Origin of the sequence: Bacteroides nordii, from assembly GCF_019930665.1 — a bacterium.
GTDB classification, from domain to species: Bacteria; Bacteroidota; Bacteroidia; order Bacteroidales; family Bacteroidaceae; genus Bacteroides; species Bacteroides nordii.
The window spans coordinates 4,811,775-4,836,893 of sequence record NZ_CP082886.1; the positions used below are offsets into that span (position 1 = coordinate 4,811,775).

General features: G+C 38.2%; 22 protein-coding genes. 21 read left to right on the forward strand and 1 reads right to left on the reverse strand.

Annotation, left to right across the window (positions count from 1 at the left end):
• Window positions 1–19: 19 nt before the first annotated feature.
• From K8P02_RS18645 to folK, 5 genes are all read left to right on the forward strand, one after another.
• Window positions 20–259, forward strand: a complete 240-nt coding sequence (locus tag K8P02_RS18645) for a DUF3098 domain-containing protein (RefSeq protein WP_025866670.1) — start codon at window positions 20–22, stop codon at window positions 257–259.
• Window positions 260–261: 2 nt separating this feature from the next.
• A complete protein-coding gene (locus K8P02_RS18650; protein WP_025866671.1) occupies window positions 262–1,116 on the forward strand; it encodes an undecaprenyl-diphosphate phosphatase in 855 nt (284 codons plus the stop codon).
• The gene (truB, locus tag K8P02_RS18655; protein ID WP_007483172.1) at window positions 1,116–1,829 is read left to right on the forward strand and encodes a tRNA pseudouridine(55) synthase TruB; all 714 of its coding nucleotides are present in this window, start codon (window positions 1,116–1,118) and stop codon (window positions 1,827–1,829) included. The genes K8P02_RS18650 and truB overlap by 1 nt, the downstream gene beginning before the upstream one ends.
• A gap of 19 nt (window positions 1,830–1,848) precedes the next feature.
• Entirely contained in the window at window positions 1,849–2,904 is a 1,056-nt protein-coding gene (queA, locus tag K8P02_RS18660) for a tRNA preQ1(34) S-adenosylmethionine ribosyltransferase-isomerase QueA (protein ID WP_002558532.1), read from the forward strand.
• Window positions 2,905–3,014: 110 nt separating this feature from the next.
• On the forward strand, window positions 3,015–3,482 hold the full coding sequence (gene folK / locus K8P02_RS18665) for a 2-amino-4-hydroxy-6-hydroxymethyldihydropteridine diphosphokinase (RefSeq protein ID WP_002558533.1): 468 nt from the start codon (window positions 3,015–3,017) through the stop codon (window positions 3,480–3,482).
• Here folK and K8P02_RS18670 read toward each other — a convergent pair.
• Window positions 3,457–3,639, reverse strand: coding sequence for a hypothetical protein (locus tag K8P02_RS18670; RefSeq protein ID WP_081768103.1), 183 nt, complete (start codon window positions 3,637–3,639; stop codon window positions 3,457–3,459). The two genes, folK and K8P02_RS18670, sit on opposite strands and share 26 nt — an antisense overlap.
• Window positions 3,640–3,862: 223 nt before the next feature.
• Between K8P02_RS18670 and metK the strand changes: the two genes are divergently transcribed.
• The 16 genes from metK (at window position 3,863) to tyrS (ending at window position 25,062) form a co-directional block, all read left to right on the forward strand.
• Complete coding sequence (gene metK / locus K8P02_RS18675; RefSeq protein WP_007483177.1) at window positions 3,863–5,155, forward strand: methionine adenosyltransferase; 1,293 nt, start codon at window positions 3,863–3,865, stop codon at window positions 5,153–5,155.
• A 627-nt stretch (window positions 5,156–5,782) separates the two neighbouring features.
• A complete protein-coding gene (locus K8P02_RS18680) occupies window positions 5,783–7,579 on the forward strand; it encodes a helix-turn-helix domain-containing protein (protein ID WP_025866673.1) in 1,797 nt (598 codons plus the stop codon).
• Between the two features lie 336 nt (window positions 7,580–7,915).
• Entirely contained in the window at window positions 7,916–9,625 is a 1,710-nt protein-coding gene (locus tag K8P02_RS18685; RefSeq protein WP_025866674.1) for a tetratricopeptide repeat protein, read from the forward strand.
• 176 nt (window positions 9,626–9,801) lie between these two features.
• Window positions 9,802–10,209 (forward strand): DUF3244 domain-containing protein, encoded by a 408-nt coding sequence (locus tag K8P02_RS18690; RefSeq protein ID WP_025866675.1) that lies wholly within the window; start codon window positions 9,802–9,804, stop codon window positions 10,207–10,209.
• Window positions 10,210–10,527: 318 nt separating this feature from the next.
• Window positions 10,528–11,766 (forward strand): T9SS type A sorting domain-containing protein, encoded by a 1,239-nt coding sequence (locus K8P02_RS18695; RefSeq protein ID WP_223381679.1) that lies wholly within the window; start codon window positions 10,528–10,530, stop codon window positions 11,764–11,766.
• A 54-nt stretch (window positions 11,767–11,820) separates the two neighbouring features.
• A complete protein-coding gene (locus K8P02_RS18700) occupies window positions 11,821–13,086 on the forward strand; it encodes a tail fiber domain-containing protein (RefSeq protein WP_025866676.1) in 1,266 nt (421 codons plus the stop codon).
• Window positions 13,087–13,099: 13 nt separating this feature from the next.
• Window positions 13,100–14,113, forward strand: coding sequence for a leucine-rich repeat protein (locus K8P02_RS18705; protein WP_025866677.1), 1,014 nt, complete (start codon window positions 13,100–13,102; stop codon window positions 14,111–14,113).
• Window positions 14,114–14,134: 21 nt separating this feature from the next.
• Window positions 14,135–15,151, forward strand: coding sequence for a leucine-rich repeat protein (locus K8P02_RS18710; RefSeq protein ID WP_025866678.1), 1,017 nt, complete (start codon window positions 14,135–14,137; stop codon window positions 15,149–15,151).
• A gap of 4 nt (window positions 15,152–15,155) precedes the next feature.
• Window positions 15,156–20,048: a C25 family cysteine peptidase gene (locus K8P02_RS18715; protein ID WP_025866679.1), complete on the forward strand. Its 4,893-nt coding sequence runs from the start codon at window positions 15,156–15,158 to the stop codon at window positions 20,046–20,048.
• A gap of 250 nt (window positions 20,049–20,298) precedes the next feature.
• Window positions 20,299–20,886 carry an LOG family protein gene (locus K8P02_RS18720; RefSeq protein WP_025866680.1) on the forward strand — a complete coding sequence of 196 codons (588 nt, stop codon included), beginning with the start codon at window positions 20,299–20,301 and terminating at the stop codon, window positions 20,884–20,886.
• On the forward strand, window positions 20,883–21,608 hold the full coding sequence (locus tag K8P02_RS18725; protein ID WP_025866681.1) for a DUF4271 domain-containing protein: 726 nt from the start codon (window positions 20,883–20,885) through the stop codon (window positions 21,606–21,608). Before K8P02_RS18720 ends, K8P02_RS18725 begins: the two co-directional genes overlap by 4 nt.
• 4 nt (window positions 21,609–21,612) lie before the next feature.
• Entirely contained in the window at window positions 21,613–22,365 is a 753-nt protein-coding gene (locus K8P02_RS18730) for a uroporphyrinogen-III synthase (protein WP_002558555.1), read from the forward strand.
• 89 nt (window positions 22,366–22,454) lie between these two features.
• Window positions 22,455–22,835, forward strand: a complete 381-nt coding sequence (gene rnpA, locus K8P02_RS18735) for a ribonuclease P protein component (protein WP_025866682.1) — start codon at window positions 22,455–22,457, stop codon at window positions 22,833–22,835.
• Window positions 22,832–23,053, forward strand: a complete 222-nt coding sequence (yidD, locus tag K8P02_RS18740; protein ID WP_025866683.1) for a membrane protein insertion efficiency factor YidD — start codon at window positions 22,832–22,834, stop codon at window positions 23,051–23,053. Before rnpA ends, yidD begins: the two co-directional genes overlap by 4 nt.
• 6 nt (window positions 23,054–23,059) lie before the next feature.
• Window positions 23,060–23,701 carry a TatD family hydrolase gene (locus tag K8P02_RS18745; RefSeq protein ID WP_025866684.1) on the forward strand — a complete coding sequence of 214 codons (642 nt, stop codon included), beginning with the start codon at window positions 23,060–23,062 and terminating at the stop codon, window positions 23,699–23,701.
• Between the two features lie 68 nt (window positions 23,702–23,769).
• Entirely contained in the window at window positions 23,770–25,062 is a 1,293-nt protein-coding gene (tyrS, locus tag K8P02_RS18750) for a tyrosine--tRNA ligase (protein ID WP_002558559.1), read from the forward strand.
• The last annotated feature ends 57 nt before the right edge of the window (window positions 25,063–25,119 follow it).

Below are 25,119 nucleotides of genomic sequence, written 5' to 3' on the forward strand. Positions count from 1 at the left end.
GTAAATAGTAAATAACATTATGGCTGACAAACAAAAATTTGCCTTTGACAAGACCAATTTCATTTTACTTGCTATCGGAATGGCGGTAGTAATTATTGGTTTTATTCTTATGACGGGGCCTTCTTCTACAGAGACCGTTTTTGAACCGGATATTTTCAGTGTACGAAGAATAAAAGTAGCACCGGTAGTTTGCTTCCTGGGCTTTATTTTTATGATATACGCAGTGTTGCGCAAACCTAAAACCAAAATAGAAGAATAAGTATGGGAGATTTAACGACGATACAAACTATTATTATTGCTATTGTAGAAGGACTGACTGAGTTTTTGCCTGTTTCCTCCACCGGACATATGATTATAACACAGGCTTTGTTGGGGGTGGAAAGTACCGAATTTGTAAAAGCGTTTACAGTGATTATTCAGTTTGGCGCTATTCTTTCGGTAGTTTGCCTTTACTGGAAGCGTTTTTTCCGTTTAAATCATACCCCATTGCCTGAGTGTGCTTCGGCTCTTAAACGCTTTTTGCATAAGTTTGATTTTTATTGGAAGCTTTTGGTGGCATTTATCCCTGCGGCAGTTCTTGGCCTATTGTTTAGTGACGAAATAGATGCTTTGTTGGAGAGTGTGGTAGTGGTAGCAGTAATGCTTGTGATAGGTGGTATATTTATGCTGTTTTGTGACAAGATATTTTCTAAAAGTGACAAGGACTTTAAGATGACGGAAAAGAAAGCATTTAATATCGGATTGTTCCAGTGTATTGCTATGATACCGGGTGTTTCGCGTTCAATGGCTACTATCGTGGGTGGAATGGCCCAGAAGATGACACGAAAGGATGCTGCCGAATTTTCTTTCTTTTTAGCTGTTCCTACTATGTTTGCGGCTACCGGATATAAGGTGCTGAAACTCTTTTTGGATGGCGGAACAGAAGTATTAATGAATAATATGTCTGCCTTGATCATTGGTAATGTGGTTGCTTTTGTAGTGGCGTTGTTGGCCATTAAGTTCTTTATTAGTTTTGTTACAAAGTATGGATTCAAAGCTTTCGGTTGGTATCGTATTATCGTAGGAGGAACAATTTTAGTGCTGTTGATGTGTGGATATAATTTAGAGATTGCTTAATGAATTTTAAAGAAGGAGAAGTACTTTTTTTCAATAAACCTCTGGGATGGACATCGTTTAAAGTGGTAGGCCACATACGTTATCACATCTGTCGGAGGATGAAAGTAAAGAAATTGAAAGTGGGACATGCAGGTACGTTAGATCCTCTGGCTACGGGAGTCATGATTGTATGTACAGGTAAGGCGACTAAGAGAATAGAAGAGTTTCAGTATCATACTAAAGAGTATATTGCTACCATACAATTGGGAGCTACTACTCCGTCTTATGACCTGGAACATGAGATCGATGCAACTTATCCCACGGAGCATATAACCCGTGAGAAGATCGAAGAAGCATTGAAACAGTTTTTGGGAGAGATTCAGCAGATTCCTCCGGCTTTCTCGGCCTGTAAGGTAGATGGTGCCCGTGCTTACGATCTGGCACGTAAAGGGCAGGAGGTCGAATTGAAGCCTAAATTGCTGGCCATTGACGAGATAGAGTTACTGGCATGTGATTTGGAGAAGATGGAGATAAAAATCCGGGTGGTTTGTAGTAAGGGAACTTATATTCGTGCATTGGCCCGTGATATTGGTGAAGCGCTTCATAGCGGTGCCCATCTGACAGGATTGGTTCGTACCCGTGTAGGTGAGGTTAGATTGGAGGATTGTCTTGATCCCGAACGCTTTGCAGACTGGATAGACCAGCAAGAGATTGAAATAACAGAAGATAATTAACGTAATAAGGAGAATAGATATGAAACTGTCACAATTTAAATTTAAGTTACCAGAGGATAAAATAGCTCTGCATCCGATGAAGTACAGAGATGAATCGCGTTTAATGGTACTCCACCGTAAAACGGGTGAGATTGAACATAAGATGTTTAAAGACGTCTTGAATTATTTTGATGATAAGGATGTGTTTATTTTCAATGACACGAAGGTATTCCCGGCTCGTTTGTATGGTAATAAGGAGAAAACCGGTGCACGTATCGAAGTGTTCTTATTGCGCGAGCTGAATGAAGAACTTCGTCTGTGGGATGTATTGGTAGATCCGGCCCGTAAAATCCGTATCGGAAATAAACTTTATTTTGGTGACGATGATTCAATGGTGGCCGAAGTAATCGATAATACCACTTCACGTGGGCGTACATTGCGTTTCCTCTATGATGGTCCTCATGACGAATTTAAGAAAGCACTCTATGCGTTGGGCGAAACCCCGCTGCCCCACTCTATCATTAATCGTCCGGTAGAAGAAGAAGATGCGGTACGCTTCCAGTCTATCTTTGCAAAGAACGAAGGAGCTGTAACGGCGCCTACTGCCAGTTTGCATTTTAGCCGTGAATTGATGAAACGGATGGAAATTAAAGGCATTGATTTTGCTTATATCACATTGCATGCAGGTTTGGGTAACTTCCGTGATATTGACGTAGAAGACCTTACCAAGCACAAAATGGATTCGGAGCAGATGTTTGTTACCGGCGAAGCTGTAAAAACGGTGAATCGTGCCAAAGACCTGGGTAGAAATGTATGTGCCGTAGGTACTACTGTAATGCGTGCTATCGAGAGTACTGTAAGCACAGACGGACATCTGAAGGAATACGAAGGCTGGACAAATAAGTTTATTTTCCCACCGTATGAATTTACAGTAGCCAATGCGATGATCTCTAATTTCCATATGCCATTGTCTACCCTGTTGATGATTGTAGCCGCTTTTGGCGGATATGATCAGGTAATGGATGCTTATCATGTGGCAATGAAGGAAGGCTACCGTTTTGGTACCTATGGGGATGCAATGTTGATTATAGACTAGGAAAATAACGATTAGTGATTAGTGATAAGTGATTAGTGCCATGCGGCGTATGCTTATCACTAATCACTCATCGCTAATCGTTAATCACTCATCGCTAATCACTCATTATCATGGTTTATTTAGGGCTTGGAACTAATTTAGGAAATAAAGAGCAGAATCTCCGGATGTCTGTACAAAAAATAGAAGAGCGGATAGGGAAGATTGTTTCCCTTTCCGCTTTTTATGTGACTGCTCCCTGGGGATTTGCTTCTGATAATAGTTTTTTGAATGCTGTAGTTTGTGTAGAGACCCCTCTCCGGCCTTTGGAGGTATTGAAGGAAACTCAGGCGATAGAACGGGAGTTGGGGCGTACAAGTAAGTCTATGGGTGGAGTATATTCAGATCGGCTTATAGATATCGATTTGCTGCTTTATGGCGATACAATTATGGATGAAGAAGGATTAATTCTCCCCCACCCTCTAATGGTCGAACGCCGGTTTGTAATGGAACCTCTGGCGGAGATTGCTCCCGATGTGATGCATCCTGTGCTTCACAAAACAATGAAAGAACTTTTTACTTCTTCTTTTTCTCCGCAATAAACTGAGGAAGATAGGCGATGCATCCTATTAATGCTGCATATAGATAATGTAGCTCTGTAAATGGCTTGTGCATCAGCATGCAAATGACATAATAGATTCCTATCGTTACTCCGATGTATGCCAGCAAAATAAGTACTCTTTTTATTCTCTTCTTCATACGAAAATGATGTTAATATGGACCAAAGTTAGTAATTAATCAGAAATAATCTCTACCTTTGCATCCGAAATGAAATGTGGAAAGATTTGAGTAGCTTGCAACCACAGAAAAAAATGCTAAAACAACATTCCTTTCTGTGTGCCGGATGGCACTCCCCTACTCATCCTGTCTTTTCTCATTTGATTTTTAATTTTCAATTTTCAACTTTTAATTTTTAATTAAAATGGGATATTTATTCACGTCCGAATCGGTGTCTGAAGGACACCCCGACAAAGTGGCCGATCAAATATCGGACGCTGTACTTGACAAACTGTTGGCATTTGACCCCAGTTCGAAAGTAGCTTGCGAAACCTTAGTGACTACCGGACAGGTAGTGCTGGCAGGAGAAGTGAAAACCAGTGCATACATTGACTTACAGCTTGTAGCACGTGAAGTAATTAAGAAAATCGGTTACACCAAAGGTGAGTACATGTTTGAAAGTAATTCCTGTGGTGTATTCTCTGCTATTCATGAGCAAAGTGCCGACATCAACCGTGGCGTAGAACGCGAAGACCCGATGAATCAGGGTGCAGGCGACCAGGGAATGATGTTTGGTTATGCTACTAACGAAACGGAAAATTACATGCCGCTTTCTCTTGATTTAGCACATCGTATCCTGCTTGTTTTGGCAGATATTCGTCGCGAAGGGAAAGAAATGACCTATCTCCGCCCCGATGCCAAGAGCCAGGTGACTATTGAATATGATGACAACGGTAAACCCGTACGCATTGATACAATTGTGGTATCTACCCAGCACGACGACTTTATCCAGCCGGCAGACGACTCTGCAGAGGCTCAGTTGAAGGCTGACGAAGAGATGCTTGCTATCATCCGTAAAGATGTTATCGAGATATTGATGCCCCGTGTGATTGCTTCTATTCATCATGCAGACGTATTAGCTTTGTTTAATGACAATATCATTTATCATGTGAATCCAACCGGTAAGTTTGTTATCGGCGGTCCTCATGGCGATACAGGTCTTACAGGGCGTAAGATCATTGTAGATACCTATGGTGGTAAAGGTGCACACGGTGGTGGTGCTTTCTCTGGCAAGGATCCCAGCAAGGTAGACCGTAGCGCTGCTTATGCTGCCCGTCATATTGCTAAGAATCTGGTTGCTGCCGGTGTGGCCGACGAAATGCTCGTGCAAGTGTCTTATGCTATTGGTGTGGCTCGTCCTATCAATATTTATGTAGATACTTACGGACGCAGTAATGTGAAGATGAGTGACGGTGAAATAGCTAAAAAGATTGACGAATTATTTGATCTTCGTCCGAAAGCTATTGAAGAACGTTTGAAGTTACGCAATCCTATCTACAGCGAAACTGCTGCTTATGGACATATGGGACGTGAGCCCCGTGTGGTAACCAAGACTTTCTCTTCTCGTTATCAGCCCACTAAGACTATTGAAGTAGAGCTTTTCACTTGGGAGAAACTGGACTATGTAGACAAAGTGAAAGCTGCCTTCGGCTTGTAAATCAGCATAGCTTTACAGCTATTTATTTATAGAGAGCCGCTCTTCTATGCCATAGGCTATAGAAGGCGGCTCTCTTCTTTTTTAAGAGAATCTCTGATACTTCGATATGTTTCTTTAATACCCTTCTCCTCTTCCTCTTATATATATTTGTTACTATAAAATATCTCTTTTACTTTTTCTTTTTTTAAGAGATAAATTGAAAATATTCAGATACAAATACAAGATATCAATTAAGTGAAACTACATACCATTACAAGGCTCTATATTTCTATTTGTCTGATAGACAATGAAATATCAGCCCTCCCTTTAACATAAAATTCCACTTGTATTTTATATTTATCCCGTTGATAAGTCATAATTTTAAAACTCAGTTTTCAAAGCTATACTTTTTCGAAATTGGGCCATAATCATTCACCTATTCTGGAAATTCTTTACATTTTTAAAACCACCACAAAATATCTCTCGGGTAAATATTACCTATATATTTTGAAAGATAGCGCCCATCCCGGCTGTATAAAAAGCCATATACTTGCATCGGAAGAGTACGAAGAAATCATCCTTAGATAATATGACGTAGGAGATCACAGCTTTCTTGAGGAATAAATAATTTAATATTTACTTAATCATATGATACTTAATTCTATAATTGTACTATTTGTTTTGCTGAGTGCAGGACCCGTTAATGTTTATCCTAATCCTCTAATCTCTGTTCAGCTGGAAGGTGGAAAATACCTTACAGACCAATGTCAGGTAGTTTCCATTATTTTGGAATCTTTATGGCCAACATTATTATTGTATCCCGTTGAAGGGCTGATGATAGGAATATTTATATCCCTGGTAGCATATGATAGGATGGTACATAACAAACAATTACTTTCCCATGAAAAGTTAGGCATTTCACTGAGTATAATTGATAAGGCCCAAACTCCGATGACACTTATACAGCACCTGTTGGAGGATATTACTTCTGATAATATTCCTGAGGCTGTAGCAGATAAAGTAAAGCGGGCACTCGGACACACTAATTATGTCATAAGCTGTCATAAAAATGTTATTGCATTCAATAAAATGAAAGAAGAAATAGATTCCGGATTCAGTACTACAGAGTTTGAACTTTATACTTATCTGAATTTGGTCACCAACCAATGTCGTGCATATGCAAATATGCATCGTGTACAATTGAATGTCAGTAAAAATTTTACTTATTTTAATTGCCGGGTGAATGAAACAGCTATGACTGCTGCTCTTCAGTGTCTACTGAACAAAATAATTGATATTACTCCTTGCGATGGTTGTATAAATATTGGAGTGTCACGTCTTAGCAATCGTTGGAGTCTGAGAATAAGCAATTGTCCAAAGTGTGAAGGTAATGACAAGAGAATGTTTACGCCGATCTCCGGACTGACGTTGGTACATTGTTGCGGAAATCTTCGATTCATAAGAAAGATAATCCGCTTGCATGGTGGTAAACTGGTGGGGAGTAGTCGTGGGCGGATAGTTACTTTTCAAATTACTGTTCCTATAAGTTGCACTTGTAATATGACGGAACATCCGGTGGCAGAAAACTGTGCAGAGAAGAGTTGTAAAGTTATCCGTTCTAACGGTGAGGGTGAAATTGACGATATAAAATTGTCGCTGGAGTCCGATAAAGCTCCATCTGTTCTATTGGTGATGGCAGATAAAGAGCTAAGTGAATATCTGAACGAGGTGCTCTCACGTTCTTTTCGGATAACGACTCTTGAAGAACCGGAACGGTTTCTCTCTTTCTCCAGTCAAGCTGTTCCGGATGCTATTATTATTGATGAAACTGTCAATGGTATATATGGAGATGAACTCTGCTCTCAAATAAAGTCGGATATCAACATGTCTAATATTCCTGTTGTCCTTTTGATAAGTTCTGACGATAATGAAAGCTACCTTGCACACATTCATTGTGGTGCTGATAAGTTGGAGTTGCGTATGGTTAATATATGTAAGCTCAAAGCAGATATTCGGATACTCATAGCCAGACATACTTCACGACGTGAACATATCAAAAGGCTTCTGGCAAAGAGTTCTTCTACCGTTATTCCCAAGATAGCTATGACGGATGACGATAATATCCGGTTTATGAATAAAGTACAAGAACTTTTGGAGAAGAATCTTTTTGAAAGAAAGTATACGATAAAAATGCTCGGTGAAGACATGGGTATGAGTCGTACTAAATTCTATAGTAAGATGACGGAAATTATTGGGAAAGCCCCCGAAGACTATGTACTTGCTTTTAAGATGGATAAAGCCAGAATCTTACTCGCGGCACAGCGATACAGTATTACGGAGGTAGCTACAATATTAGGTTATTGCGATGCCAAATACTTCGGAAAGAAGTTCAAAGAGTTCTATCATGTTCCACCATCAAAATATATTGAGAACGCTATAGGATGAGATAAAGTTATTAGAGAACTTGCATTTTATGTACTTTTACCATGTAAAACAACTGTTCTTTATAGCTGTAAGAGTCGTTATTCTTCTGTACTTCTTCCTTGTGAGATGATTTCAAAACATCCGGATGTTTTGAATAAAAACATGGGGATGTTCTGATTTATAACATCCGGATGTTGTGTATGAGAACATCCGGATGTTTTGAAACTTAAACTCTTGTATTTACATTTGTATATACGCTCTCCTTCTTTCTTTTCAGGTATATAAATTTATATCCTTAAAGAATATATTCTTAGGCATTTATCTTTAAATAACTAAAGGTTTTCTATATTTGCAGGTATGACACATCATTATATACGACGCGCTATTTTATTTGTCCTGGTAGGACTCTCTTTATCCTCTTGCCACTTTTCCGGTGGCAATAATCAACTTGTTGTATTACAACATGCTGATTCACTGATGGCAAATCATCCTGATAGCGCTCTTTTATTGCTTGAAAGCATTGATAATACAGATACACTTTTACAGGCAGACAGGGCATATTATGCATTATTGTTAACGCAGGCCAAAGACAAGAATTACATAAAACATACTACTGATTCAGTGATGTATAAAGTAGTGGACTATTATGATTCGGGAAATAATGATGTTTTGCGAATGAAAGCTCATTATTATCTGGCGCGGGTTTATCAGGATATGGATAGTGTATCTGCTTCTGTAGGTGAATTCTTGATTGCTTTACAATTGGCGGAGGGTGTGAAGGATTCTGATTTTATCTGTTTGTCTGCTGCTAATTTAGGGCATTTTTTAAAAGAGCATGATTTGCCTGATGAAGCTGATTCTTATTATCAGAGAGCAGAAGAAGTGGCGTTATCAAAGAAAGACTCTTTGTATTGGGCATTTATATTGATTAATCGAGCGTCTATTGCTATTCAGAAAGGTAAGGATTATTATGAGGAGGCTGAGCAAAAGTTATTGAAAGCTTTTGAATATTCAGAAAGTAACAACAATATGTCTGTAAAACGAGCAGCTACTAATTCATTGTTATTTTTGTATAGTAATATGGAACGATATGATGATGCTATACAACTTGGGCGAGAATATATTTATACTCAACCGGATTCTATTAAAAAGATAGATGCTTATTTAATATTGGGTGATGCTTTTTATCATTTGAATCAGAATGATTCTGCAAATTTCTATTTAAAGAAGAGCTTACTTTCTCCTAATTATCATACAAAGTATTGGGCATATAACCTTCTTAGTAATATGGCAGCAGAGAAAGGGCTTTTGCTTCAATCACTTCAATGGAAAGACTCTTGTCTTGTTTATGATAATTTGGCTTCTACCTTATCTTATCCGGTAAAAACAATTAAGAGTCTGGAAAGAATGATAAGCCAACGTTATCTTATTCAGTATAAATCTCTTGCAAAGTGGCAATGGTTCGCTATCTCTTTCATTGTTACTATATTGTTATTGTCGTTGATTTATTTTGTATATAAACGACAAAAATATCGTAAGAGACTTATGCAATTGGATGAAGAGCGATCTTCGATGAAAGAACTTTTTAATAATAAATTGGCTGAGATACAACGTTTGCACGAACTTATAGGGCAGTGTGAAGGAGATAAAGCGAAGATCTATGTATTGGATAGGCAATTAAAAACGGTATATGCTGAGAGAGACAATTTGCTTGATAAACTAATTCATGCTCTTCCCGTCTTTAAGAGCTTGACCTTAATGATAGAGAGAAATAAGGATGAGAAAGGATCAAAAGAAAGAATAGATATTAAGCTTTGGGGAAAGATAATATCAGAGTTAGATGATGTTACTAATAACTTTACCATAAGATTGTCCGATCAATTTCCTATGTTGAAGAAAGATGATATTCACTTCTGTTGTTTGCTGAAAATGGGATTTAAATATTCGGATATTGCTTGTCTTTGTGGCCGTACCATTAATATGATGTATAAGCGGCGTGACCTGGTGATTGAAAGAACCGAGTTAGATGCTTCTTCATCTTTAGAGACTTTTATTAAGGCATATTGATTGAAATTGGAGGAGTATTCATGTAAATTACACTTTTCTATTTTTATTTTATTTATTAGTTTATTGTAAATCAGTTGTTTGTAGGTTTGTACTTTAACAAATAACTACACATGTATTATGCCCTGATTTGTGAATAAATCGTGTAATTTTGACAGTAAATATAAAACAAAAATATTATGGCAAAATTATTCTTTTTTTTATTCATTATTTCTACTGCATTGTATAGTCAGCCGGTTGCAGCTGAAGAAGTTTTAAAAGATGATGTAACGAATGGACTGGTATGGTATTCGATCCCTTTAAGAGGGCATTCTTCTAATTCAAGTGATGATACAATACTGCGTAGTCCAATACAGACTCCTGTAAAGGCTTTCATGTGTGAGAAAACGATGCGTCTTGATTTTTCGTCTTCTATTAAAGATGTTATTATTACAGTAGTTAATGCTTCTACGGGCGAAGTGGTTTATTCTGAAAATTTTGCTACGCCGGAGGTGGTATTTATAAACTTAGATGCAGAAGAGGCTGGTGATTATCGATTGGATGTTACGGGGGATACTACTGCTTTATGGGCTGAATTCTCGTTATAATGATGTATATCTACTTAAAAAGTACTATGGTGTTAGTATTGAAATTAGGAGATGGTTACAAGTATGGAAAAGTGAATTTATCAGCAATGAAATAACTATTATATACTTGTAAGACAATTTTAAGAAGATGTCTGAAATATAGATGTTGAAAGAAATCTGGAGGAGGGATACTTAAGTTTCTTTTAATTATTTGTATTAAGACATCTTTTTGCTTTGTTATTATAGAATTTTGTTTATCTTTAGAGGTTTATTAGCTGTTGTTATATTTCTGATACATATCACTGATTTTGGATGTTTAATCTTAAAATACATTTACTTATGAAAAAGATTTTATGTTTTACATGTCTGCTGTTTGTCTGTTCATTCGCATCTGCTCAATTAACAGTGAATCCTAATGGTAATGTTGCTGTTAAAAGTGGAGTAACTCCTTTATCTACGATAAGTGTAAATGGGAATGGTAATACGGAAAGTGATGTTTTTGTTGAATCAACGAAAAGAGGTATAATGGTGCATCGTACAGGAATAGCACCGAACGGTGGGTGGGGGATCGGTATAACAGGAGATGCCACGCCCAATGCAAATTCTTTCAATATAGGTACACGTGGATATACCGTTGCTGGTTCTCCTTTGGGAGGCGGACGGGCTTATGGTGTATTTGGAAGAGCTGGAAATTGTACTTCCGGGTATAACTTTGGTGTTTTAGGAGCTCTTGATGGTTCTGTTAATGGAGCGGGTATATATGGCACTTCCAATGCTTATGATTGGGGAGAATCTGTTCCGGGGCGTTATGCCGGCTTTTTCAGAGGCAATGTATACGTGACCGGTAGTATTTATGGCCAGCTATTAACTCCTACGGCTATTTCTCAGCAAAGCTTGTCTCCTTTATCGAGGGTTTCTGCTGCTGATATGAGTGTAACAGATAAGCTCGGCCAGTTGAATTCTGTTCGCTACAATTTAGAGCAACCTGCCGCACAGAATGTTTCCAAGGTTAGAAATGCAGGCGATAGCCTGGCAATTAGTTCTTTGGAACTTTCGGTGGAAGAGGCTCAGGCTTATTCTAAAGCGCATTATGGCTTTGTTGCGCAGGAACTGAAAGAAGTATATCCCGATCTGGTGTATGAAAATGCACAAGGCGAACTGAGCATTAATTATATTGAAATGATTCCTTTATTGGTACAATCTATCCAAGAGTTGGCCATGGAAGTGAATAATCTGAAATCAAATAAAGGCCTTACGAGAGCGGCTGTATCAAAAGGTGGAGATGATGACTCCTCTTCTGAGTACAGGGATATCATAGCACCGGAATTATTTCAAAATATGCCTAATCCTTTTACAGATAATACGGTGATCAAATATATTATTCCACAAGATACCCAAAAAGCCAATTTACTTATCTATAATATGAGCGGTAAACAAATTGAGCAATTCACTTTATCTCAAAAAGGTGAGGGCTCTGTTACTTTGGCGGGTAGCCAACTGGAGGCAGGTATGTATTTGTATTCTTTGATCGTTGATGGAAATGTGATTGATGTGAAAAGAATGATCCTAACTAAGTAGGAGAAATTAGGACTAAACTATTACTATTATTAATAACTTTAAAAACACACACTCATGAAAACTAACAATGCAATTTTCATCTTAATTATTCTTTTCTTCTGCTGTTCAGCGAGTCATGCACAATTAAAAGTGCTTTCAAATGGTAAAGTTGGAATTGGCACTACTACTCCCAAGTATGGCCTTCTGGATATTGGAAAGATAGGGACCGGTGGAGGATTGACTATTTATAACAGCACATTGACTAACCCTCTTCTTTTTAAATTATATTCTAACGGAGATTACGGTTATTTAAATTTTGAAGGAGTAGCAAAACAAGGGCTAACTATAAATAAAGATGGTGGTGTTGGTTTTGGAGCCGATCCTTCTATAGGATTAGACACTCCTGAATATATTAATATATATACTTACGACAGATCTGCATTTATGGCTTATGCAAAGTTTCCCCATGATTTTGGTGATATAATAAAAGTTTATTCAAACCGGGATACCGATGTGGCTTATGTTGTGAGAAGAAGTGGTCAGTTTACTTTTTATGTGACTGGGGATGGAAACGTTTATTCTAAAGGTAGTTTATTGACAGCTTCGGATGAATCTTATAAAGAAAACATAAATTCATTAAATAATAGCCTGAATACGATCAGACAAATGAGAGGTGTTACCTATAAGCTAAAGGAACAGGCTGATGAATCGACTACTGCAAGCACTCTTCAAAGTGATGTTTCTTCCAGAGATACTTTATCCGCTCAGTCTCCTGTACCGGTTGAAATCGTTAATAAGATAAAAGCTGAAAAGAAAAGAAAGAAGTCCGGTTTTATCGCTCAGGAATTGGAAGAAATATTCCCGGAAGCTGTTTATACATTACCCAATGGAAAGAAAGCCATTGCTTATTCTGAAATTATTCCTTTATTAGTGGAAGCCATCAAAGAACAACAAAACGAAATAGATAAACAGCAGAACGAAATTGATGAATTAAGACAATCTAAGAACGTTCAAACCAGATCTGCTATTGGTGCTGTAGATGAACAATCAGATGTAAACTCATTGCTGGATGAAAAGCTGAAAGCCAAACTTTATTCCAATATACCCAATCCTTTTAAGGAGCAGACTACTATTTCTTTCTTTATCCCTGAAACATCTTCCAGAGCCAGTATTCATATCTATAACCTTCAAGGAAAACAGATAAAACAGCTCAATATTGAGTCACGAGGAAATGGTTCGGTAACTATCAATGGCTATGAGTTGACTCCGGGAATGTATATGTATTCATTGATTGTAGATGGCAAAGAAGTTGATACGAAAAAGATGATATTAACCGAATAAAAGTGAGGTGATTATGAATAGAATATTACAATTTTTGATTTTTATGTTTTGGGGTACTTTATTGTATTCTCAAAATGTAGTGGTTGATGGTGTTACCTTCTCTGCTGATGGAAAGACTCTAATAAAGTATCCTACAGATAAGTTTTATAAAGAATATATAATACCTGAAGGTACTGAAATTATAGGTAAAAAAGCATTTGTAGGAGCTCAAATAGGGAAGGTGACAATCCCGACTACATTAACTCATATAAACGATTCTGCATTTTATAATGGTCCATCTGATTTCATTCTTACAGGGAAATTCCCTATTATTGGAAATCGTGTTTGGACCAATGATAGGCGCTTTGAAGTTACTGAGAGCAATCCTTATTGTCGAGTATCGGACGATGGTTTTGTTTATTCTAAAGATGGGAAAACTGTACATATAGCTTTTGGGGATATGGCAGGGAATATAGGATATGTTGAAATAATTGACAGGTATATATTTCAAGATTGTTATTTTGCTTATGGAATTATTTATATTCCTGGTAGTGTGCGTTTGATTAGAGAGCATGCCTTTGATGATATTAAACTTGCCTTGCCAACACGTTCAGAGCCTTCGTATTATAATTTCGAATTTGCTTGTGATGCATTGACTCCTCCCGAATTGGAAGGTGAAGTGTTTACTGAAAACAATGTTGGCAATAGTACTTTATTGGTTCCAAAAGGATCTGAGGAATTATACAAAGCCACTCCTCAGTGGAATACATTTGGAACTATAGAAACTCCTCGTCCTCCACAAGGAATTTCTGAAGATTCGGTTTCTTCTTTGAAAGTTAATCGTGTGGATGGAGCAATTTATATAGAAGCTTTAAAGTCGCTGGATACGGTAAGGTTAATCAATCTAAATGGGAATATTGTACGTGAAAAGAATCAGGTGAATAGTTGTCATATGATTTGTGATATTTCTTCTCTTAATGGATTTTTTGGTTTACTACAGGTTATTTATGAAGATGGAGATAGAGAAGTTATCAAATTAAACTTTTAATTAATTTAATCGGAAAGAATTATGAATAGAATATTGCAATTTTCGATTTTCATATTTTGGGGTACTTTATTGTATGCTCAAAATTTAGTGGTTGATGGGGTTATCTTTTCTGCAGATGGAAGTACATTGATAAAGTTTCCTACAGATAAGTTCTATAAAGAATATATAATACCGGAAGGAACGAAAATCATAGGCAAAAAAGCATTTGCAGAAGCTTGGGTTGAAAAAGTGACATTGCCAACTACATTGACTCATATAAACGATTCTGCATTTTATAATGGCCCATCCGATTTCATTATTACAGGGAAGTTTCCAATTATTGGAAATCATATTTTTGGATTAGCCACTCAAAGGTGCTTTGAAGTTAGTGAAGGAAATCCTTTTTGCCAAGTATCAGAGAATGGCTTCGTTTATTCAAAAGATGGGAAAATAGTACATATAGCTCCTGGAGTTATAGTTGGTTATTTGGAGGATATTGAAATTATTAACAGGTATACATTCCAAGATTGTTACTTTCGTTCCAGAATCTATATTCCTAGTAGTGTACATCTAATCCGAGAGCATGCATTTGATGACATTTGTAGGAGTGTACCAACACGTTCAAATTCATCATCTTATAATTTAAATTTTAGTTGTGATGCATTAACCCCTCCTGAATTGGAAGGTGAAGTTTTTACTGAAGACAATGTTGGTTATAGCACTTTATTTGTTCCAAAAGGATGTGAGGAATTATATAAAGCCACTCCTCAATGGAATACATTCGGAACTATAGAAACTCCTCGCCCTCCACAAGGGGGTTCTGAAAATCCAGTTTCTACTTTGAAAATTAATCAAAAGGATGGAACGATTTACATAGAGGCTCTGAAATCGATGGAAACAGTGAGGTTGATAAGTTTGAGCGGGAATGTTGTATATGAAAAGAATAGGATTGATAATAGCAACACGACTTGTAAGATTTCTTTTTTTGATGGATTTGTTGGTTTATTGCAAGTGATCTATAAAGATGGAAATAGAGAAGTTATTAAATTAAATTTTTAAAGATATGACACGTTACTTTTTTATTGTTATATTTATTCTGATTTCAATACAGCTTAAAGCCCAATTATCAGAATCAATTCGTGTAGAGGAGTCAGATCTTTCTTTTTCGCGCATGGAAGAATTTGATTGTGTTACGTGGAATAAAAGTTCTGAGTTTGTAGAACGGATAAATGCTCCTAAACTTCCGGTTATTATAGAATCGTTTGTTATTCCTTTTGGTGCGCAGGTTGCTAATATTGATGTAGTTGTTAAAGAGAAAAACTTATTGGATAGAAGTTTGTTGATTTTACCTGTTGATCCTCCTATTTCAATAAGAAATGATTTCGCAACATTATCACTAAATCTGGATAGCACTATTTATAATTCGTCTCTTGCCTATCCTACAGAGAATGTGAAGATCATTTCTGATACATACGAACATGGATATCATGTGGTGACAGTTGAAATTTGCCCTTTTGAATATATTCCTCTAAATAAAGCATTGTCATTATTGGATTTGGCATTCACAATTAATTATATACAGACACGGGGAGTTACTGAATATCCACAATACCAATCGTCTAAATCTGCAAATCGTGCCTATAATTTTGTTTATTCTAAAGTAAAGAATAAGCAAGACATGAATCGTTTTTCAAATCAAAGAACTGGAGTCGTATCCAATGAGTCGTTAAATATGAATGAAAGGAATTTAAGTGTTTCTGATGCGACAGTAAACATAATTCCTGAGTATTTGATTGTGACTAATAATGAGTTAAAAACCACTTTTCAACGTCTGGCAAATTGGAAAACGAAAAAGGGAGTGCCATCTGTCGTCATGACAATAGAAGAAGTGCAGGCACAAAATGAAGGATGTGATCTTGCTGAGAAAATAAGAAATTATCTGAAGAAATGTAGACAAGAATGGGGAGATGATTTCTTTGTTCTTTTAGGGGGGGATACTAATATTATTCCACCAAGAATGGCTACTAATGGACCTGACCGTGATGATTATAGATATAATAAATATAAAAATGATTCAACTATTCGGGCACAAGATTTATATTATACGGCATTGGATGGTAATTGGAATATGAATAATAATCATATTTACAACGAGTATTATCAATTTTTAAATCCTAATACGGGAAAAGACGTGATTATTAATATTGATCAAGCTGATTATGGAAGGGATATATATTTAGGACGTGCTCCCGTAAAAAACACCAGTGAGGCTGAAAATTTTGTGAATAAAGTGTTACTGTATGAGAAAGCTAATGCAAATATTGATTATTCCTATATTCTTAATTCTCTTAATATAGATGCGTTCATTATTAAAGATGAAAATACAGGCTTCTTGAGTGATGATGCAAGGAGTTCTATTTATGGTTATTATAGTTCATATCCTCAATTACATCGTTGGTTTCTTTTTGACCATTACAATTGTACCTGTAATAAACATTCAGCGTATACGGGGGCCTCTCACGGGGAGGAGCTGAATAAAAACAATTTTATGGCTGCGCTTCAAAACGGGGGAAATTCGGGATATAATCATTTTCATTTAGTTTATCACATGGATCATTCTTCTCCAAGAGGAATGGGGGCTTCTTCTTTGGATAAAAATGAGGCAATACATAATACGGATGTAGATCAGTTGACAAACGGAAATTATTTACAGATAGTATTGTCCAGTGGTTGTGAACCGGCTACTTTTAATGAAGATTGTATTGCAGAACATTTCATTAATAATTCCAATGGTGGTGCGGTCGCATACATGGGAAATGCAGATCGAGGGTGGGATAATGAGTATCGTCAGCTTGATAGATTATTAAAGGCTTTATATTCCAATGAATCAATTTATCATAATTTGGGCTATGTATTTCAAGCGACTATTGGCAGTAGGAATAGTGATAATTGTCGACTAACTCTTTTGGGAGATCCGGAAATGCCTGTATGGACAGCAGTTCCACAAACGTTGAATGTATCTGTCACCCCTAATACCATAACCAATGGTGAGAACACAATTTCTATACAAATCAATAATTTGCCTGCAAATCAGGAGGCACTGGTCTGTTTAATGAAAGAAGGAGAAGGATATTCTACTTTAACTATAAATGATCGGGCGGTACATTCTTTTACTTTTACTCCGTATACATCCGGTGTGGTTGATGTTACGGTTACTACAAATAATTTCCGTCCTTTTGAAACAACGATTCCCGTCAGTGTAAGTCCGAAAGCGGTTCTTCATATTTCAGATTTGGTATTTGATGATGATAAAACGGGAGCTAGTAATGGGAACAATGATAAACAATTGGATGCAGGAGAAACGATTGAACTTTCTGTTGCGTTAAAAAATGAAGGGAGTACGGTTTCGGATGTTGTGACAGGAAAATTAACTTGTAATTCTTCGGAAATCAGTATGATTAATGATGCGGTTTCATTTGGTAAAATCAATGCAGGAAGTAGCCAAGTGTCGGGTACAAAATTTGTATTTACTATTAATAAGAACTGTAGAGAGTACCTCAAGAGTGCTCAGGACCCGATAGAGTTTACTCTAAAGACACAAAATGGTACGAATTTCGTTAATGAGAAATTCCTGGTGGATGTTTTTACTCCTGAAATAGAAATTGGTAATCAAAAGATTACTTGGACAAGTAATGGAAATACGACAGTTGAGGTAGGAGAAACAGTGAAGATGAATATTGATTTAATGAATATAGGGAAGGCTGTGGCTACAGGTGTGAAGGCTGTGCTTATCTCAAACAATGCCCAGATATCGTGTTCGTCTACACCAATTGTATATCCGGCTATTCCTTTTGCTGAGACAAAAAGCAATACGATTGCTTTCCAATTTCAAACAGCAAGTAACTATACAGGAGGGTTGAACTTAACATTACAGCTTAGTAATGAGTATGGAAAGACCTGGAGTTTTCCGGTGAATCCATTGTTGCGACCTGCTATGATAGATGCGTCAACCATTAATACCCTCTCTTATAGTTCTTCGATAAATGTGTATTGGACACCAGTAAGCAATGTGGCCGGTTATAACATATATCGCAGTAACAATGGTGAAAATGGTGTCTATCAGAAATTGAATAAATTCCCTCTAACTGCTGCCTATTACTTGGATGATAATCTTGCTAAACTTGCTACCTATCATTATAAAATCTCAACAATTTCAACTAACGGGAATGAAAGTAGCTGGAGCCCGGCTTATCGTACATGGACTTCGTATCCGGTAGTCAGTCCGTTTCCACGACGAATTTCTACTGGTGCTTATTCATCTGTATCCAGCCCTAATATTGCAGATGTAGATAATGACGGTAAACAAGAAATATTTTGGATTTACGAAGATCGGTATGAAACTCGTACCAGCTATTTGATGGGATTCCGGCCTACGGGTGAGGAATTGTTTGATATCGATGGAAATGTAACTACGGTCAGCGGTTTTGCTAAAACACCAACAATGCTGACAGGCCAAGTGGCTTTTGGAGACTTAGCTGGGAATGGGGAACAAAACATTGTAGTATCTACGTGGGACGATAAGTATGGGGATAAAAACGCAGTTTACTGTTATTCTCCATTTGATAAGGATGGAGATCATAAACCGGATTTGTTATGGGAAAAAAAGATTCCTTATTCAATGTTTCAGAGTCCGGTAATAGCCAATCTGGATGGAAGTTCGGATGGGACAATGGAGGTTATTATTAAGTCGCATCAAACTTCTGATATTTTTATTCTGGATCATAATGGAGATGAGCTAAGGAGGTTAAATCCGAATGCTAATATTACCAGTAAAAAAGATTATAATTATTCAGCCTTAACGGTTGCCGATCTTGATGACGATGGACAAATGGAGATCATAGCTTCGTATGATTCATTAGGTATTTATATCTGGCGGCAGGATGGAAGACCTTTTACAACGAATCCATTTTGGAGAGCGGGGGATATTAATTTAGCTTCTGCTCCTGTGGTATGTGATTTGAATGGGGATGGAAAAAAAGAAATTCTATTCTCGCAACATCAAGTGCATGAAAGTCATATCTTTGCCATTAGCCTGGAGGGTGATAAAACGGTTGCCGGTTGGGATGGCAGCCAGACTATTCCGTATACGGTTAATGTTGTTGGGTCTACTCTTGATCATACTCTGTCCGTGGGGGATATTAATAATGACGGTCATCCGGAAGTAGTGATATTAGGTCATGAAATGGTAAAGGCATGGAAGCATACGGGTGAATTTCTTTTTAGTAAACCTATTAATGGGTTGTTTCCGCAAGAGAATTATGCAGCTAATATAGATGCTCCTATCTTGGCCGATGTGGATGGAGATGCTATACCGGATGTTGTTTTCTGTTGCAAAAACTTTATTTATGCTTTACATAATGATGGGAGTGATATTGTAGGGTTTCCAATAATATCGGATGAGCAGTTTCTGGTAGCCCCTTGTGTAGCAGATATTGATAATGATGGTAAAAATGAACTAATCGCCGGTAATGAGAAAGATTTGTATGTGTGGAAAACTGAAGGTATTCCTACAGCAATAGAATGGGGTGTTTATCGTGGTAATCCACAGAATACGGGAGAATACTTTCCTACTGTCTGTAAACCAATGCTGATAAATGCTGATGAAACATGGGATGGGGAATCTCCGTGTGGAAATGTGGTATTGCAGTCGGGACGCTTGGTGGTTCCGGGTGGTAAGACGATGACGTTGAATAATACTTCTGCGGTAATAGTTCGTTCGGGGACTACGCTTGAAGTGGATGGAGGTAGTATCCTGAATGCACGGCTTATGGTGCAGAAAGGAGGTACAGTGGTTGTCAAAAACAACGGCCTGATTAAGTTACGAAGCGGTGCCGGGTTTGAGATGGAGAATGGTGCCGTACTGGATTTACCTTGTGGGGTGATTGATGTACCTTAAATGATATTATAGGGTGACTTTAAAAAGATGTCTGAAATATGGATACTAAAGGAAGACCGGAGGAGGGATGCTTAAGTTTCTTTTAATTATTTGTATTAAGACATCTTTTCTTTTTGCTTGAGATATACGTTTTCTTGTATATGCGCTACTCTCTGATTTAATATTTCTGTTTTTAATTCTTGGCCTCTTTTGTGGTTATCTTGATGAAATCCTGTACTTTTGCAAGCGTAACTAATGAGAGAGCCAACTTATGAACCAGATAAATTCAGTATGCGTCTACAGCGCATCAAGTACCAAGATAGATGAAGTTTACTTTAATGCTGCCCGACAGTTGGGGCAATTGTTTGCCAAACGCCGTATCCGGCTCATTAATGGGGCAGGTAGTATCGGGTTGATGCGTTCGGTGGCAGATGCTGTTCTTGAAAATGGTGGAGAGGTGACCGGAGTGATTCCGAAGTTTATGGTAGAACAGGGTTGGCATCACACAGGATTAACTAAACTGGTAGAAGTGGAAAGTATGCACGAGCGCAAACAATTGATGGCTGATTTGAGTGATGCTGTTATTGCGCTGCCCGGTGGTTGTGGTACATTGGAGGAGTTACTCGAAATTATTACCTGGAAGCAGTTGGGGCTTTATCTTAATCCGATTGTTATACTAAATACGAACGGTTTCTTTGATCCGTTACTCGATATGCTTACGCGTGCTATTGACGAAAACTTTATGAGGCGTCAGCATGGAGAGATCTGGCATGTGGCTACTACACCGGAAGAGGCTGTGGAGTTGATATATACAGTTCCTGTTTGGGATGAATCTATTCGAAAGTTTGCTGCGATATGAGTATGTGGATCATGCTGACATCGGGTTTTGAGGGAATGCCTCTCCCCTACTCTCCCCGTACGGACGATGTAATAGCATTAGTATTGCTGGGTTGTTTCTTTTTGTCTTCTTTTGCACTGGCACGCAGCAAAAAGTTTCTTTCTCAACAGGCGAAGGATTTTGTACTGCATCGGGAACGTACCAGTATCTTTGCTGTTTCTACGGCAGCGGATGTTCGGTATCTGTTGTTGTTAGTACTGCAAACCTGTATTTTGAGCGGAATCTGTATTTTTAATTATTTCAATGATGTGCAACCGGCTTTGATGGAAGAAGTCTCTCCCCGCCTGTTGCTTGGAGTCTATGTACTTGCCTGTTTGCTTTATCTATTGTTTAAATGGATGCTCTATTCCTTTTTAGGATGGGTGTTTTTTGACAAAAATCGGACAAGTCTTTGGCTGGAATCTTATTCTACGTTGATCTATTATCTTGGATTTTTCCTTTTTCCATTCGTATTGTTCCTTGTTTACTTCGATCTGAAAATCATATTTTTAGTTTCAATCGGATTGTTTCTGATAATTTTTACTAAAATATTGATGTTCTATAAGTGGTTAAAGCTTTTTTTCGATAATATTAGCAGCATTTTCCTTTTAATTTTGTACTTTTGTGCCCTTGAAATCATACCCTGTTTGCTTTTGTATCAGGGTTTGAGAGAGCTAAACAATATATTGGTAATAAAATTTTAGGACGTTGAAAATTAAGAAAGTACTTGTGTCGCAGCCTAAGCCTGCTTCGGAGAAATCTCCATATTACGACATTGCTGAGAAGTATGGCGTAAAAATAGATTTCCGCCCCTTTATCAAAGTGGAAAGTGTTTCTGCTAAAGAGGTTAGACAACAGAAGGTGTCAATACTTGACCACACAGCTGTCATATTTACTTCGCGTCATGCGATTGATCATTTCTTCCACCTTTGCACGGAGCTTCGTGTGACGATTCCGGAGACGATGAAGTATTTCTGTGTGACGGAGCAAATCGCGCTATACATACAGAAGTATGTGCAATATCGTAAGCGTAAGATCTTTTTCGGAGCTACGGGTAAGATTGAGGATCTCATTCCTTCTATCGTAAAGCATAAGACTGAAAAGTATCTTGTGCCAATGTCTGATGTGCATAATGATGATATTAAGAACCTGTTGGACAAGCATAATGTTCAGCATACGGAAGTCGTAATGTATCGCACTGTCAGCAACGATTTTGGAGAAGGGGAAGAGTTTGACTATGATATGTTGGTATTCTTTAGTCCTGCCGGCGTTTCTTCATTAAAGAAGAATTTTCCGGATTTTGATCAAAAGAATATTAAGATCGGAACATTTGGCTCCACTACAGCACAAGCTGTTCGTGATGCCGGCCTTCGTTTAGACCTGGAGGCTCCTACTGTGCAGGCTCCTTCTATGACAGCTGCACTGGATATGTTTATTAAGGAAAACAATAAAGGGAAATAAAAGAAAGGAATAAGAGTTACGAGCTACGAGTGCTGCGTACTGTACGTGTGCTTGTAGCTCGTCTTTTTTTTAACTTGTAACCGGAGAAAATGAATACATTGCGCAAAGCTGAGAGGCTTTATAGTAAGATTGTTATTGAGAAGATGTTTGCAGGTGGAGCTTCGCGTTCATTTTCTGTCTTTCCTTTGCGTGCAGTGTATATGTCTGTTGACAGGCAGGAGGTGCCTGCATCTATCCTTATCAGCGTTCCCAAAAAACGGTTTAAGCGTGCTGTGAAACGCAATCGGGTGAAGCGGCAGATACGCGAAGCTTACCGGAAAAATAAGGGTGGATTGTGGCAGGCTTTGGAAGAGAAGGAACAGGGGGTGGCTGTTGCTTTTATCTATCTGTCGAATGAATTGTTCTCCTCTGCTGAAATAGAGAACAAGGTGAAGATTTTGCTTGCCCGCATAGCAGAGAAGCTGGAATGAGGCGCTTTTTGTCTTACATATTGTTGCTTCCTATTTACTTTTACCGGGTCTGTATTTCACCTATGACCCCTCCTTCTTGCCGCTTTACTCCTACCTGTTCGCAGTATGCTATTGAGGCGATCAAGAAACACGGACCTTTCAAAGGACTTTATCTGGCTATAAAAAGAATCCTACGTTGCCATCCATGGGGTGGTTCCGGATATGACCCTGTGCCTTGATTGCTTATGGAACTATTAGATATACATACCCATCACTTGACGGAAAGTACGTTTTCTGCAATTAAGAATATTCGTTTTCTCAAAGAAGAATTTTCTCCGGAGCCGGGGCGATATTATTCAATAGGCATTCATCCCTGGGATGTAGAACTGGAGGATGAGATTGATTGGGGGTTGTTTGAGGAGTTAGCTGTGCATCCCCAGGTATTGGCTGTTGGTGAGTGCGGTATTGATAAACTGGTACATAAAGAATTGTTACCGGCTCAGGAACGTATCTTCTCACGGCAGTTGGGTATTGCAGAACGTCTGCTGAAGCCTGTTTTAATTCATAATGTGAAATCTACGGAAATCATCAGTTTGATGAAAGGTCGTAGTTTTAGTTCTATTCCTTGGATATTACATGGTTTTCGAGGGAAAGAACCTCTTGCTTTGCAACTTATCCGACATGGATTTTATCTCTCATTCGGTGTCAGATACAACGAAGATACTTTACGTGCTGTACCACTTGACCGATTGTTTCTGGAAACAGATGATGCAGAGATGGATATTCATGAAATTTATAAGAAAGTAGCTGATACACTGAATATGTCTGTGGCAGAACTCACAGGGCGGGTACAACGCAACATTAAGAATGTATTTTTTAATGAATAAGAGTTGTTTCTTCGAAGAAAGAGTCGTACTTTTGCCCAGACTAAATATTTAAAAACTAATATCATTCGATGAATTTTGTAGAAGAATTAAGATGGCGTGGCATGTTACAGGATATGATGCCAGGCACAGAAGAATTGTTAGCTAAGGAGCAAGTAACGGCTTATCTCGGAATTGATCCGACTGCTGATTCGCTGCATATTGGTCACTTGTGTGGCGTAATGATGCTCCGCCACCTTCAGCGTTGTGGTCATAAACCATTGGCACTCATCGGTGGTGCAACAGGTATGATTGGCGATCCATCCGGTAAATCGGCAGAGCGTAATCTGTTGAACGAAGAGACGTTACGCCACAATCAGGCTTGTATAAAGAAGCAGTTGGCTAAGTTTCTGGATTTTGAGTCGGATGTTCCGAATCGGGCTGAGCTGGTCAACAATTATGACTGGATGAAAGAATTTACTTTCCTTGATTTTGTTCGTGAGGTGGGCAAGCACATCACTGTAAATTATATGATGGCAAAAGATTCGGTTAAGAGACGTCTGAATGGCGAAGCTCGTGATGGTTTGTCATTCACCGAGTTTACTTATCAGCTTCTTCAGGGATATGACTTCCTGCATCTGAATCAGACAAGAGGTTGTAAACTTCAGATGGGTGGTTCGGATCAATGGGGCAATATCACTACTGGTGCTGAACTGATACGCCGTACGAATGGGGGAGAGGTTTTTGCCTTGACTTGTCCGTTGATTACAAAAGCCGATGGTGGTAAGTTCGGTAAGACAGAATCGGGAAATGTATGGTTGGATGCAAAATATACTTCTCCGTATAAGTTCTTCCAATTCTGGTTGAATGTGAGCGATTCGGATGCAGAGCGTTATATCAAGATATTTACTGCTTTGTCGAAAGAAGAGATTGATGCGTTGATTGCAGAACATCAGCAGGCTCCGCACTTGCGTGTACTTCAAAAACGCCTGGCAAAAGAAGTGACAATCATGGTTCACTCTGAAGAGGATTATAATGCGGCTGTAGACGCTTCGAATATCTTGTTTGGTAATGCAACCTCTGATGCGCTGAGAAAACTTGATGAAGACACGCTATTGGCGGTTTTTGAGGGTGTTCCTCAGTTTGAAGTATCCCGTGATGCATTGGTGGAAGGTGTAAAGGCAGTTGATTTGTTTGTGGACGATGCTGCTGTATTTGCATCCAAAGGTGAAATGCGTAAGCTGGTGCAGGGTGGGGGAGTTTCTTTGAATAAAGAGAAACTGGCTGCTTTTGACCAGGTTATAACCACTGCAGACCTGCTTGACGAGAAGTATTTACTTGTTCAGCGTGGTAAGAAGAACTATTATCTGATCATTGCTAAATAAAAAAAAGTAGCAAAATATTTGGAGAATTAGACATATAACACTATCTTTGCACCGCTT